This window comes from Corynebacterium nasorum (assembly GCF_030229765.1).
GTDB lineage: Bacteria > Actinomycetota > Actinomycetes > Mycobacteriales > Mycobacteriaceae > Corynebacterium > Corynebacterium kefirresidentii.
This window is the reverse complement of the sequence record NZ_JASPGY010000001.1, coordinates 142,792-156,843: the sequence shown is the minus strand read 5'-3', so window position 1 is coordinate 156,843 and position 14,052 is coordinate 142,792. Positions and strand designations below refer to the sequence as shown.

Sequence of the window (14,052 nt, the reverse complement as noted above, 5' to 3'; positions counted from 1 at the left end):
GGCTTATGCCTAAGAAAACACCCGCCATCCGGAAACCGGTTGTGCGGGTGTTGCCTCTTTTAGGGGTCGCGCACCTTGACCGGGGTTTTGATTACCTTGTAGAAGAGGCAGATTCGGAGGACGTTCAGCCGGGCATTAAGGTCCGCATCCGCTTTAATGGACGCTTGGTTGATGCGATAGTGCTAGAGCGGCTGCATGATTCTGAATTTGGCGGTAACCTGCGCTTTATCGAGCGCATCATCTCACCGTTCCAGGTGTATCCGCCGCAGCTTGCCCGGCTTATCGACGCCCTAGCGGACCGCTATGGCGGAGTGCGCTCAGATATTATCCGCTCTGCTATTCCACCTAGGCACGCAAAGGCGGAGGAATCCGATTTGGAAACCCCGTGGGAGGAGCTCGGTACCACGAGCGAGCCTGACCTTTCGGGGTGGTCTGCTTATGAGCATGGTGAGGCTTTCGTTGATTCAATCCTGTCTGGCAAGCTCGCCCGTGCCGCATGGCAAATCGCCCCGGGCGATGATTGGGCGCATGCCTTAGCTGCGCTCGCGGCCAAGGTGGCGTTAGACGGAGGCGGGGTGCTCTTAGTTGCCCCGGACCAGAAGAGCGTTGATGCGGTAGAAGCAGCCCTTCGCCAGGTATTAGGGGCGAAGCAGATTACAGTGCTGACTAATAGTATGGGCCCGCAGGCCCGCTACCGCCGCTACCTATCAGCCCTGGTAGGCCAGGCGCGCGTCGTAATTGGTACTAGGTCCGCCGCCTTCGCCCCAGTAAAACATCTACAGCTGGCGGTTATCCTCGATGATGGCAACGATAATTTGGTAGATAACCTCAAACCTTATGTCCATGCCAGGGAAGTGCTAACCACCCGTTCTGCTTTTGAAGGTTGCAGCATGGTCTTGGCAAACCATTCGCGGACTGCGGAAACGCAGCTCCTCGTGGAGTCAGGCTGGGCGCACGATGTGGTCGCCAAAGAACAAACGATCGGGGCGCGTTGCCCAGCCATTGAGGCGGTAGGCCCATTCGGTCTATCGATTGCTCGCGATTTAGAAGGCGGCACCACTTCAGTTCAGGCACAGGCCTTCCAAGCCGCCCATCAGGCGCTGGATAGGGGAGAGCCGGTATTGGTGCAAGTACCGCGCAAGGGATACGCACCAATTTTGGCCTGCGGCCGATGCCGCGCGCCGGCGCGCTGCCGGCACTGCAACGGGCCATTGGGGCTGCCGCCGACGGGGGCGTCGCCAAGCAAGGGCGGCGCGGAGGAGACAGGAATGCCCACCTGCCGCTGGTGCGGTCGCATCGAGGCGCGCCATCGCTGCAGTGAATGCGGATCCCCGCGCCTGCGCGCCATCGTTTTAGGCTCAGAGCGCACCGCGGAGGAATTGGGCCGTGCCTTTCCTAATACCCGGGTAGTGGTCTCTGGCGGAAATAAGATCCTCGAGGCAGTGGATAATGCGCCGGCCCTTGTCATCGCCACCCCTGGCGCCGAACCGAATGTACGAGATGGCGCCTACGGTGCGGCGCTGCTCTTGGACGCTGGTGCATTGCTCAACCGCCAAGATCTGCGTGCTACTGAAGACACGTTATCGAAGTGGGCGCAGGCGGCCACGCTAGTGCAGCCGCATTTCAAGGGCGGCCGGGTAATTGTGGCTGCCGATGAGTCTCTTAGCGTGGTTCAGCATTTCTTGCGCTGGGATATGGTTGGCGCGGCCGCAGCCGAGCTTGCTGCCCGACGAGAAGTAAGATTCCCACCTGCGGTGCACTTTGCCGCCATTGATGGTGCGGATGCGTCCCTGGATGGCTTTGCTGAGCTTGTGGATCTTCCTGAGCATGCGGAGGTTTTGGGCCCAGTTCCTCTTCCCCCGGGCCATAGCCTGCCCGGCGACTACGATAGCCAGCGCTTTGGTCCCGCGCAGCGGCTGGTGATCCGCACCCCATTGGGGCCTCGTTCCCAATTAGGGCGCGCCTTGCGCAGTGCAAACGCGGCACGTAGCGCGCGCAAGGATGACTTGCCACTGCGTATCGTGGTTGACCCCATCCACGTGGGTTAGCCGTAGCGGGCGGCTAGGGCTTATGCGCTAGTCTCGACGGGGAAACCCTCCATTGTCAGCCGGCTTTATTTCAGCGTATTAGAAAGGTGTGATTGCCATGTCTCTTCGCGGAATCCGTATCTACGGCGACCCTGTCCTGGGCAGTCGCGCAGAAGAAGTAAGCACGTTCGATAGCGGACTGCGTATTTTGGCCAACGATATGCTCGAGACCATGGATGAAGCTGGGGGAGTAGGGCTGGCGGCCAATCAAGTGGGCATACTCAAACGGACTTTTGTCTATGACTGCTCGCACACCCAATCTGGCTTGCGTGGCGCGATAGTTAATCCCGTCTGGACGCCGCTGGGCGCGCAGCAGCAAACAGGCCCGGAAGGGTGTCTTTCTATTCCCGGCATTAGCGCGCAAACCACCCGCTTCAACCGCGTCTTTGTCAGCGGTCAGGATATAGAGGGCCGCCCCTTATCCATGGTGGCCGCGGGGCTGATGGCTCGGTGCATCCAGCATGAAACGGACCATCTCGATGGAGTGCTTTTCCTGCAGCGCCTCGATGCCGTGGACCGAAAAGACGTTATGCGCGCCATCCGTGAATCCGAGTGGTTTAACGCCTCATAGCCCGCTTACTGTGGCGGCAGCGCTACGGCGTTGTAGCCTAGTAGTTTGAACGAGATTAATAGGAGAGTTTCCCCGCATGCGGATTATTTTTGCCGGTACCCCTGAGCCCGCCGTTGTGGCCTTGGAAAAGCTAATTGCCTCCTCGCATGAGGTGGTGGCGGTAATTACCCGCCCAGATGCTAAGAAGGGCCGCGGCCGTAGCCTTCACCCCAGCCCGGTGAAAGCAGTAGCCCAAGAACATGGCATCGAAGTGCTAACTCCTAGCAGCTTGCGTCCGGACACGGAGGACGGGCAGGCCCTGCGTGCCCGCCTGCGGGAGCTCGAACCCGAGGCAATTCCGGTGGTGGCTTATGGCAATCTGGTCACCAAGGACCTGCTGGAGCTGCCGCAGCATGGTTGGGTGAACCTGCATTTTTCCCTGCTCCCGGCATGGCGTGGCGCGGCACCGGTACAAGCTGCCATAGCTGCCGGTGATGAGATTACCGGCGCATCTACGTTCCGCATTGAAGAAGGCCTAGATACCGGTCCGGTGCTGGGCACCGTGACGGAGGAAATCCGCACCACCGATACTGCCGATGACCTGCTCACTCGCCTTGCCTATTCCGGCGGCGATCTGCTCGTCGCCACCATGGATGGCCTAGCGGCGGGTCAGTTGGAGGCACAACCGCAGCAGGGCGAGGCCACCTATGCCCCGAAAATCTCTACCGCACAAGCTCGCGTGGAGTGGTCCCAGCCTGCCTTTGCCATCGACCGGCATATTCGTGCGCACACCCCAGGTCCTGGCGCATGGACCATGTGGGACGAGGCCCGGGTAAAAGTGGGACCAGTAAGCCCCGTGGAGGCAGCAGCCGCGGTACCGGAGCACTTAGAGCCTGGGCAGCTCTACATTGCAAAGAACGCCGTTTTTGTTGGTACCGCAACGCAGCCGGTCCAGCTGGGTAAAATCCAGCCACCAGGCAAGAAAATGATGAATGCGGCCGACTGGGCCCGCGGACTAGGCAAGGATGCCGAGGTGAAGTTCCAATGAGTGGTGGTTTCCGTTCCCGTAGTAAATCTGGTGATAAGTCGCCGGAAGGCAAGCCGCAGGACCCCCGGAAATCCGGTGGAGCGAAAGGCCGTGGTGGCCGCCCGCACCAGCAGCAACATGGTGGACGTAACGGCCACCGCAGAGGTCGACAGGCTCATGCTTCTGGTCAGCGTTCCGGCAAGCGCCAGGAAGGCAGTCTGATTCAGGCTGCACTGACCGCTGGTGTGGACGCGCCGCGTGCGGTGGCTTTCGACGTCGTGCGTCGGGTGAGCGATGACGATGCCTTTGCCAACCTCATCTTGCCCACAGCACTGCGTAAGCAAAAGCTCACCGGGCGAGACGCCGCCTTTGCCACCGAGATCACCTACGGCACCCTCCGCACCCTCGGCGTAGTAGATGCCGTCATCGCAGAATGCTCCTCGCGCAGCCTCGAAGCCATTTCTCCAGCTGTGGTTGATGCCTTGCGCTTGGGCGCGTATCAGGTTCTCTATACCCGCGTGGAGGCCCATGCGGCGGTTGATACCACCGTGCGCTTGGTGGAAGCCAGCGGTGAGGTCAAGGCCAAGGGTTTTGCCAATGGCATTATGCGCACCATTACCCGCACGCCGGCCAAGGCGTGGCTGGACAAGCTTGCCCCGGAGGGAGAAATCGCCGGCATTGCCTTCAAACATGCCCATCCCACCTGGATCGCGGAATCGTTTAGTCGTGTGCTGGGGCTGGGCGAGCTAGAGGCCGCCCTGGCTGCGGACTCCGATAGGCCTGCGGTGCATCTGGTGGCCCGCCCCGGGGAAATCTCGGCCGAAGAATTAGCACTTGTGACCGGCAATGAGGAAGGGCGCTTTTCCCCCTACGCCGTGTATATGGAGTCCGGCGATCCCGGCCAATTGGAGCCGGTACGTCAGGGTTTGGCTGCAGTCCAAGATGAAGGCTCGCAGCTTATCGCCCGCGCGGTATGTGAAGCGCCGGTGGAGGGCGAAGACACTGGTCGGTGGCTGGATCTCTGCGCCGGTCCCGGCGGTAAAGCGGCCTTAATGGGTGCGCTTGCCCGCATCGACTCCGCGCACGTGGACGCGGTGGAGGTATCCCCGCACCGTGCGGCTCTGATTGAAAAAACGGTAAGTGATTTACCTGTGGACGTTCATGTGGCAGATGGACGCAATCCGGGCGTGGGTCAGGGGTTTGACCGAGTGCTTGTCGATGCCCCGTGTTCCGGACTCGGCGCACTCCGTCGCCGCCCCGAGGCGCGGTGGCGCAAGTCTGAGTCCGACATTGCCGAGCTTACTCAGCTGCAATTTGAGCTTTTATCCTCGGCCTTAAACCTGGTGCGCCCAGGCGGAGTGGTCATTTATTCCACGTGTTCGCCAGACTTGCGCGAGACTCGTGGCATCGTCGACCGCGCCGTACGCGAGCTCGGTGCCACAGAGCTAGACGCGCAGAGGCTCATTCCTGATATGGGCGATGTAGGGCATGAAAAGTCCGTGCAAATGTGGCCACATCGGCACGGTACCGATGCCATGTTCTTTGCGGCTCTGCGCCGCGCGGCTGACTAATCGCGATAGACTAGTGGGCATGTCCGCACCGATTATTTCCCCTTCCATCTTGGCCGCTGATTTTTCTCGCTTGGGCGAGGAATTAGCGGCGATTGAAACCGCAGACTGGGTCCATGTGGACATTATGGACGGGCACTTCGTGCCCAACCTGTCCTTCGGCCCGGATATCACGGCAACGGTCCATCGGCTTACCAATAAACCATTGGATGTCCACCTCATGATCGAGGAACCCGAGCAATGGGTGGAGACCTATGCCAAGGCGGGTGCGCATACCATTATCTTCCACGTGGAGGCTGTCGCCGATGAGCAGGCGGCGGTGGATGTGGCGCAGAGCATTCGAGAACTAGGGGTGCGTGCTGCCTTTTCCATTAAGCCGGGTACGGCTATCGAACCGTGGCTGGATAAATTGCATCACTTTGATGAGGTGCTCGTGATGTCCGTGGAGCCTGGTTTTGGCGGGCAGAAATTCATGCCAGAGATGCTGGAAAAGGTCCGGGTGCTGCGCCAAAGTATTGATGAGCAGGGGCTCGACACCGTCATCGAGATTGATGGCGGAATTTCGCCAGACACCATCGCCCAAGCCGCCGCGGCTGGGTGCGATGCTTTTGTAGCTGGCTCGGCCGTATTCAAGGCAGAAGATCCCGCCGGAATCGTACATCAGCTGCGTGAATTGGCGGCTGGTGCCTAGTGGGCGCGGAGCTAGAGGAGAGTACCCTTTCCGCAGCGCTGTCTCGGGCAATGGCCGCGGGAGCTGAGGTGCGTGGAACCACGAGCCCCAACCCGCCGGTGGGCGCGGTCATCGTGTCCACTGCCGGTGACATCGTGGGCGTCGGTGCTACGCAGCCCGTGGGAGGCGCGCATGCCGAGGTCATGGCGTTGCGCGAGGCTGGCGATAGGGCGCGAGGAGCCACCGCCGTGGTCACCTTGGAGCCGTGTGCGCATACCGGTCGCACGGGTCCGTGCGCACAGGCGTTTATCGATGCCGGCGTGGCTCGCGTGTACTACCTTCATGCAGACCCCACTCCGCAGGCCGCCGGTGGAGCGCGCGTGTTGGCGGAGGCTGGGGTGGACGTCGCCAAGCTGGAAAAGCCCCCGCACGCCGATGATGCGCTCGTGCCTTGGCTCTTTGCCATGAAAGCACGCAGGCCGCACGTAACCTTAAAGTTCGCCCAGACGCTGGATGGCTTTACTGCCGCAGCGGATGGGTCAAGCCAGTGGATTACGGGCGAAGGGGCGCGCGATTGGGTGCATGCAGATAGGGCTCACCGCGACGCCATCATCGTCGGCACCGGCACTGCGCTTGCTGATAACCCGTCACTTACCGCGCGGTTTAGCGACGGCAGTTTGCGGGAACACCAGCCACGCCGGGTGGTAATTGGCAAGCGAGATTTGGAATCGGCAGGCGATGCGGCAAGCAACCTACGCGAGTTGGGATATGAGCACTACGACAGCATCGAGGAAGCGTTATACGAGCTCTACGCCAGCGGGGCACGCGACGTCCTTGTAGAAGGCGGCGCCGGACTCGCCAGTAGCTTCCTCAAGGCCGACTTGGTCGATGCTATCTCTGCCTATATTGCGCCCCTGTTGCTGGGGGAAGGCCGTGGCGTGCTCGCCCATCCCGTGACCCAGACTCTGGCGGGGGCCACCCGATTCCAGCGCGTGGGAATGAAGGCGCTGGGTGATGACGTTCTAATTGAATATGTGCGCTAGGCGCTCGGATTAGCAGATAACGAGAAAGGCTGGATGTGTTTACTGGGCTAGTACAAGAGTTGGGCACCGTAGCCGGTATGGAACCGCACGCGGACGCCTTGCGCTTGAGCATTCGCGCCCCGCGCACCGTCGCGGAGGCTGCACTGGGGGATTCCATTGCTATCGATGGCGTATGCCTCACCGTGGCGGATCTATCTGGAGATATATTTTGCGCAGATGTGATGCAGGAGTCCCTCGACCGGACAGCTTTGGGCCGCCTAGCTGAGGGCGATTCGGTCAATGTGGAACCGGCATTGCTGCCTACCACCCGGCTAGGCGGTCACATCATGCAAGGACACGTGGATGGCACCGCGACGCTGCAGAGCCGGACTACCTCCGAGAACTGGGATATCCTCCGGTTTAGCTTGCCCACCGAGCTTGCCCGGTACGTCGTAGAAAAAGGCTCAATTGCCGTTAGCGGCACCTCGCTGACTGTTAGCGCCGTGGGGCCGGACTGGTTCGAAGTATCCCTTATCCCCACCACTTTGCGGGACACTATTCACGGTGCATTGCCAGTTGGAGGAGAAGTCAACCTCGAGGTGGATGTGCTGGCCAAGTACGTAGAAAAGATGCTTCACCCCGAAGCGCTAACCCCTGAGGGCAAGGACTAGACTGCTACCTTATGAGCGCGAGTGATAATTGTATCCGTCTTGATTCCATTGAGCAGGCCATAGCGGATATCGCCGCTGGTAAGCCGGTAGTTGTTATCGATGACGAGGATCGCGAAAATGAAGGCGACCTGATTTTCGCCGCTGAGCTAGCCACCCCGGAACTGGTGGCCTTTATGGTGCGCTACTCTTCTGGATATATCTGCGCACCATTGTTGCCAGAAGATTGTAACCGCCTGAATCTACCGCCGATGTTGGCGGTCAACGAGGATGTGCGCGGCACCGCTTATACGGTGACGGTGGACGCAGCTACGGGTAGTACCGGTATTTCTGCGACCTCGCGGGCAGCAACTATTCGCCGGCTAGCAAACCCTGATACCACGCCGGGCGAATTCACCCGCCCGGGTCACGTGGTGCCGTTGTGCGCGCGCCCTGGTGGTGTTCTAGAGCGTGATGGCCATACGGAGGCTTCCATTGACCTTGCCCGATTGGCGGGCCTGCGCCCAGCCGGTGTGCTGTGTGAGATCGTTTCTGAGGATGACCCCACGGACATGGCACGGTCGCCAGAGCTGCGCCGCTTCGCAGATAAGCACGGCCTGTCCATGATCTCTATTGCACAGCTCATCGAGTGGCGCCGCCATAATGAGAACCAGGTCATTCGCCAGGTAAGCACCCAGCTTCCCACCGAGTATGGTCATTTCACCGCCATTGGCTATCGCCATGAAATAGATGGACAGGAGCATGTCGCGTTGGTGGCAGGCGATCCCGCCGAACTGCGCGGCGCGCGTGAGGTCATGGTGCGAGTCCATTCGGAATGCCTGACCGGTGATGCCTTCGGCTCGCGGCGCTGCGATTGCGGTCCGCAACTACATGAGTCCATGCGCCGTATCAGTCAGGAAGGCAACGGCGTGGTTATCTACTTGCGCGGTCAGGAAGGCCGTGGCATTGGTCTGTTGCATAAGTTGGAGGCATACCGGCTGCAGGATTCTGGCATGGACACCGTCGATGCCAACCTAGAACAGGGCCTGCCCGAAGACGCACGCGAGTATTCCGTAGCCGGCCAGATCCTGCGTGATCTTGGCATAGAGTCCGCGAACCTGCTGACTAATAACCCACATAAGGGCGAAGGCCTGAGCGGTTTTGGTGTGGATGCAGGTCATCACACCCCGCTAGCAACCCCGGCGCATGCGGATAATATTGAATATCTGCGTACGAAGCGCGACCGCATGGGCCACGATCTTCCGCAGGTTGCCCAGTGGGATGAGGCGCATAAGTAGATCTTTAGTAGCTCTGTGGAGATCACGCGAAAGGAAAGAAATGAGTAAAGAAGGCCTACCCGAAATTGCCCAGGTAGATGGCAGTGGACTGCGCGTTGCCGTGGTGACTGCGACATGGAACGCGGAGATCTGCGATCAGCTCCACGCCCAAGCGGTAGAGACCGCTACGGAAAATGGCGCCGAGGTTGCCGAGTACCGCGTAGTTGGCGCCTTGGAACTTGGCGTTGTTGTCCAGGCGGCCGCCCGCGCATACGATGCAGTGGTGGCATTGGGCTGCGTTATCCGTGGGGGAACGCCGCATTTTGACTACGTCTGTGACTCGGTTACCCAGGCGCTTACCCGCATCGCGCTCGATGAATCCACCCCGGTAGCGAACGGCGTCCTTACCGTCAATGACCAGCAGCAGGCCATTGATCGCGCCGGCTTTGCAGACTCGGCAGAAAACAAGGGCGCCGAGGCAATGATGGCGGCTTTAGATACCGCCCTGCAGTTGCGTAGACTAAACGCAGCAGATAAGTAACTTTTAGCAATGCGTCAGCGCCCCACGCTAGATCACCACGATGGACTGTGGGGTGTTCCAGAGGAGTATGCACATGAACGAGGCGCAGGCCCCAAAGAATCCGCAGCGAAGCCGGCAGCTTAGCGACGCCGAAGTATTGGCCTATACCAGTGCCGATCCCTTTGCCCAGACAACGTCTAAGCCGTGGGAGTTTAAGGCGACCTCGCCCTTTTTGCGTAAGGTGGCAATCGGCTGGGTGATCCTCGTTATGGCTATCCATATCTTCATGGGAATCACCTTGGATGTGTCTTTTACCGGCGCGCATGTCACCACCATTGACAAATTCGCCTTTCCCGGCGTGGGCCTCCTTATTTCCATTTTGTCTTGGGTTGCCCTTAACCGGCCGCGCCTGCGCGCCAATGAGGATGGGGTAGAGGTCCGCAATATTGTGGGTACCCGCTTTTATCCCTGGCAGGTGGTCTATGGGCTGTCCTTCCCCGTGGGCCAACGTATGGCGCGTCTTGAGCTTCCCGAGTTCGAGTTCGTTCCCGTCTGGGCTTTGCAGTCTGGTGATAAAGACACCGTCATCGACAACGTCCGCCGCTTCCGCGACGTGGAAGCTAAGTACATGCCACAGGATTAACAATTGGCTGACCCCACTACCTACCGCCCGGCTCCGGGAACCATTCCCACTGACCCGGGCGTCTATAAGTTCCGCGATGAAAACCGCCGCGTAATCTACGTGGGCAAAGCCAAGAATCTGCGCGCGAGACTATCGAACTATTTTCAGGACATTACTCAGCTGCACCCGCGCACACGCCAAATGGTGCTCACGGCCAATTCCGTGGAATGGACGGTAGTGGCCAGCGAGGTAGAAGCCTTGCAGTTGGAGTACACGTGGATTAAGCGCTTTGATCCCCACTTCAACGTCATGTACCGCGACGATAAAACCTATCCTATGCTCGCGGTTTCGGTCGGAGAAACAGTTCCTCGCGCCTTTTTCTACCGCGGCCCTCGCCGCAAGGGCGTGCGCTACTTCGGCCCGTATTCCCATGCTTGGGCCGTGCGCGAAAGCCTAGACCTGCTCACCCGCGTCTTCCCCATGCGCACCTGTTCGAAGGGCGTTTATAACAGGCACGAGCGCCTTGGGCGGCCGTGTTTATTGGGCTACATCGGCAAATGCGATGCCCCCTGCATCGGCAGGGTAAGCAAGGAAGAACACCGGGATACCGTCAATGAACTCGTTTCATTCATGAATGGAAACACCGGTGCAGTCCGCCGCAAACTCACCCATGACATGGAGCAGGCCGCCGAGAATCTAGAGTTCGAACGCGCCGCACGCCTACGCGATGACTTGGGCGCTATTGACAAGATCATGGAGCAACAGGCCGTGGTCTTCACCGACGGTACAGATGCCGATCTCATTGCTTTTAACTCGGATGAACTCGAAGCAGCGGTGCAGATCTTCCATGTGCGTGACGGACGCATCCGCGGGCAGCGCGGGTGGGTAGTAGAACGAGCCGGTGACCAAGCTAGCTCTGAGCCCTTGGAAGAAGGCCAGCCTGATCCCGCGCTGCCGGCATTGGTACAAAACTTCCTCATCCAGTTCTATTCGGATGCAATGGAGCGAGAGAAGCAGGAGGCGCGCGAGGACGCCGCGCTTGCTGCGGACGTAAAACGGCGCGGGGTGGACCAGGAATCGCACATGAAGTCCCGCCGTGTCCAAGTCATCCCACGCCAAATTTTGGTGCAGGCCCTGCCGGATGAACCCGATCAGGTCGTCGCCCTCTTAGAGGAACTGCGTGGCGCCCAGGTGGACCTGCGCGTTCCCCAGCGCGGCGATAAAAAGCAGCTCATGGCCACGGTGGAGAAAAACGCCAAGGAGCAGTTGCGCCAGCACAAGCTCAAGCGGGTGGGAGACCTCACCGCCCGGTCGGCGGCTTTGCAAGATATTCAAGAGGCTTTGGGCATGGAGCAAGCCCCATTGCGCATCGAATGTACCGATATCTCCCATATTCAGGGCACAGATGTGGTTGCTTCTTTGGTTGTTTTTGAAGATGGTTTGCCCAAGAAGTCGGACTATAGGCGCTACCGCATTAAAGAGGCAGCGGGCGATGGCCGCTCTGATGACGTCGGATCTATCGCAGAAGTCACTCGCCGTCGGTTTAAGCGCTATAAGGAAGACAAGCTGGCCCAACCGGATGAGGAAGTAGAAGAGTCCTCTTTCGCGGAAGAAAAAGTGGCGGAAGAATCTGCCGAGGCAGGCCGTCGCTTTGCGTATCCACCGCAGCTTTTCATTGTGGATGGCGGCGCACCCCAGGTTGCCGCAGCTCAAGAAGTATTCGATGAGTTAGGCATCGTGGATGTGACCTTGGTGGGCCTGGCTAAGCGCCTCGAAGAAATCTGGGTTCCCGGCGATGATGAGCCGGTCATTTTGCCGCGAAACTCGCAAGCTCTATTTCTCCTGCAGCAAATTCGCGATGAAGCGCACCGCTTCGCCATTACATATCACCGGCAGCAGCGCTCTAAGCGAATGCGCTCTTCAGTACTCGACTCAGTTCCGGGCCTAGGTCCGCAGCGGCGCACCGATCTGGTGAAGTATTTTGGCTCGGTGAAAAAGCTCAAGGCCGCCACGGTGGAAGAGATCTGTGAGGTTGATGGCTTTGGGCCAAAGCTTGCCCAGACCGTGTACGAGAATTTGCACGGTTCTGCGGCTAAATAAGCGGCATTCTCCTAGAAGCGGCGAATCCTAAAGCGCTAGACTGAAAGTCATGACGCATTTCGAAACTCCACCCATTTTGATAACCGGCATGTCCGGCGGCGGGTTGAGTTCCGCTGCCAAAGTATTTGAGGATAAGGGCTACTATGTGGCCCATAATATTCCGCCTCGCGCCATTGTGGATCTGCTTAAGCTGTGCAATCAGGAAGAAACTCCGGTGGGTAAGGTTGCTGCCGTAACGGATGTGCGCTCGCGCATGTTTCCAGGGTCTCTGCTAGAGATTATGGAAGAGCTCACGGAATTAAATATGAAGCCCACCGTGCTCTTTTTGGATGCTCGTGATGACGTGCTCATTCGTCGTTTTGATTCAGTACGCCGCACCCACCCGTTGCAAGAGGGCGACACACTCAAAGTAGGCATCCAACGCGAACGTCAAGCAGTAGCAGACGTGCGAGCTCATGCGGACATCATCATTGACACCACCAACCTATCCATTCATGATCTCCGCCGTGCTATTGAGGCGGCGTTTGGTGAGATGCAAAATGAAAAGCAGCATGTGACCGTTGAATCCTTTGGGTTTAAAAATGGTTCACCCCGCGATGCAGATTTGGTGGTTGATGTGCGTTTCCTACCCAATCCCTATTGGGTACCGGAGCTGCGTAGATACCGTGGCACGGATGAGCCGGTTGCTCAGTATGTGCTCTCACAGCCAGCGGCACAGGAATTCGTGGATAATTTCATAAGGATGTTTTCCACCATGCTGGATGGTTACCGGCACGAAGGGAAGAATTTCATAACTTTAGGCGTGGGCTGTACGGGTGGCCATCACCGCTCCGTTGCCGTAGCAGAGGCTATTGCGGCACGGTTGCGGGACAATGACACTTTGGACGTCAGCACCTTGCACAGGGATATTGCTCGAGGCTAGAGCGCAGGAGTTTTAACGCTTTTATGACCAATCCTTCACACATGGTCTGCCTAGGAGGCGGCCATGGACTTTATCAGACTCTTTTGTCCGCCCGATTGAGCGGAGCAGGCGACATTTCCGCCATTGTTACTGTTGCAGATGATGGTGGCTCCTCCGGCCGATTGCGCCGCGAGCTAGAAATAATCCCGCCTGGAGATCTGCGCATGGCGCTAGCTGCGTTGGCTAATAGTGATCCGGTGGGTGACCTCTGGGCGCGTACCTTGCAGCACCGTTTTAGAGGCACCGGTGCAATGGCGGGGCATGCGGTGGGCAATCTAATGATTGCAGGGTTGACCGAGGTGCTCGGTGATTACCAGGCCGCGTTAGATACCATCGCAGAGCTTACTAATTCCCAGGGCCGGGTATTCCCTGTGGTCAACCAAGCCTTAGAGATTGAGGCGGAAGTAGCCGGGCTTGACGACGACCCCCGTGTCATGCGCCAAGTCCGGGGGCAGGTCGCGGTTGCCTCCACACCGGGGCAAGTCCGGCGTGTGCGTATCGTGCCGGAAAACCCCAAAGCAAATCCGGATGTCCTCGATGCCATTGAGCGCGCGGACCTAATTACTATTGGCCCGGGTTCTTGGTTTAGTTCGGTATTGCCACATACTCTCGTGCCTGAGGTCGTGGAAGCCATTTCTGCGTCTGATGCGCTGCGCGTAGTTGTTTTAAACCTTTCCGCCGAGCCGGGCGAAACGCATGGTTTTTCCGCAGAGCGCCATTTGCATGTGCTTTCTCAGCACGCTCCGGATTTGCGCATTGATCGCATTCTGGTGGACGGGGCGGCTTTGCCTACTGATAGTGAGCGCGTGTATATCCAGCGCGCCGCCCAGTCCCTTGGTGCCCGTGCCACGTTCGCGGATGTGAGCGAAGTTGATGACAATGGCCGGAGCATCAATAAACACGATCCGGAGAAGCTGTCTGCGGCACTCCTCGACCTGTATTCGGACTATCGCAACACTGGCGATCCCAACCGGAGCTGATACATCTCGGCAAAGTCCCAT

At 58.9% G+C, this 14,052-nt stretch carries 13 protein-coding genes; all 13 read left to right on the top strand.

The annotated features are described in order from the left end of the window. Window positions 1-5 precede the first annotated feature (5 nt). Window positions 6-2,048, top strand: coding sequence for a primosomal protein N' (locus tag QP904_RS00740; protein ID WP_284835360.1), 2,043 nt, complete (start codon window positions 6-8; stop codon window positions 2,046-2,048). 97 nt (window positions 2,049-2,145) lie between these two features. Further along, window positions 2,146-2,658 (top strand): peptide deformylase, encoded by a 513-nt coding sequence (gene def / locus QP904_RS00735; RefSeq protein ID WP_284835359.1) that lies wholly within the window; start codon window positions 2,146-2,148, stop codon window positions 2,656-2,658. Window positions 2,659-2,734: 76 nt separating this feature from the next. Next, window positions 2,735-3,685 carry a methionyl-tRNA formyltransferase gene (gene fmt, locus QP904_RS00730; protein WP_239207660.1) on the top strand — a complete coding sequence of 317 codons (951 nt, stop codon included), beginning with the start codon at window positions 2,735-2,737 and terminating at the stop codon, window positions 3,683-3,685. Continuing rightward, window positions 3,682-5,235, top strand: coding sequence for an RsmB/NOP family class I SAM-dependent RNA methyltransferase (locus QP904_RS00725; RefSeq protein WP_284835358.1), 1,554 nt, complete (start codon window positions 3,682-3,684; stop codon window positions 5,233-5,235). Before fmt ends, QP904_RS00725 begins: the two co-directional genes overlap by 4 nt. 19 nt (window positions 5,236-5,254) lie before the next feature. Then, a complete protein-coding gene (gene rpe, locus QP904_RS00720) occupies window positions 5,255-5,923 on the top strand; it encodes a ribulose-phosphate 3-epimerase (protein WP_034655367.1) in 669 nt (222 codons plus the stop codon). Beyond that, the gene (ribD, locus tag QP904_RS00715) at window positions 5,923-6,945 is read left to right on the top strand and encodes a bifunctional diaminohydroxyphosphoribosylaminopyrimidine deaminase/5-amino-6-(5-phosphoribosylamino)uracil reductase RibD (RefSeq protein ID WP_239207662.1); all 1,023 of its coding nucleotides are present in this window, start codon (window positions 5,923-5,925) and stop codon (window positions 6,943-6,945) included. Before rpe ends, ribD begins: the two co-directional genes overlap by 1 nt. Before the next feature lie 35 nt (window positions 6,946-6,980). Further along, window positions 6,981-7,595 (top strand): riboflavin synthase, encoded by a 615-nt coding sequence (locus QP904_RS00710; protein ID WP_239207663.1) that lies wholly within the window; start codon window positions 6,981-6,983, stop codon window positions 7,593-7,595. An 11-nt stretch (window positions 7,596-7,606) separates the two neighbouring features. Beyond that, a complete protein-coding gene (locus QP904_RS00705) occupies window positions 7,607-8,869 on the top strand; it encodes a bifunctional 3,4-dihydroxy-2-butanone-4-phosphate synthase/GTP cyclohydrolase II (protein ID WP_023021488.1) in 1,263 nt (420 codons plus the stop codon). Window positions 8,870-8,909: 40 nt separating this feature from the next. Beyond that, a complete protein-coding gene (ribH, locus tag QP904_RS00700) occupies window positions 8,910-9,389 on the top strand; it encodes a 6,7-dimethyl-8-ribityllumazine synthase (RefSeq protein WP_023021489.1) in 480 nt (159 codons plus the stop codon). A gap of 73 nt (window positions 9,390-9,462) precedes the next feature. Further along, window positions 9,463-10,011 carry a PH domain-containing protein gene (locus QP904_RS00695; RefSeq protein ID WP_023021490.1) on the top strand — a complete coding sequence of 183 codons (549 nt, stop codon included), beginning with the start codon at window positions 9,463-9,465 and terminating at the stop codon, window positions 10,009-10,011. Window positions 10,012-10,014: 3 nt separating this feature from the next. Continuing rightward, a complete protein-coding gene (gene uvrC, locus QP904_RS00690) occupies window positions 10,015-12,090 on the top strand; it encodes an excinuclease ABC subunit UvrC (protein WP_200287479.1) in 2,076 nt (691 codons plus the stop codon). A 40-nt stretch (window positions 12,091-12,130) separates the two neighbouring features. Continuing rightward, window positions 12,131-13,012 (top strand): RNase adapter RapZ, encoded by an 882-nt coding sequence (gene rapZ, locus QP904_RS00685; protein WP_200289037.1) that lies wholly within the window; start codon window positions 12,131-12,133, stop codon window positions 13,010-13,012. A 23-nt stretch (window positions 13,013-13,035) separates the two neighbouring features. Further along, complete coding sequence (locus tag QP904_RS00680) at window positions 13,036-14,031, top strand: gluconeogenesis factor YvcK family protein (protein WP_200287481.1); 996 nt, start codon at window positions 13,036-13,038, stop codon at window positions 14,029-14,031. The last annotated feature ends 21 nt before the right edge of the window (window positions 14,032-14,052 follow it).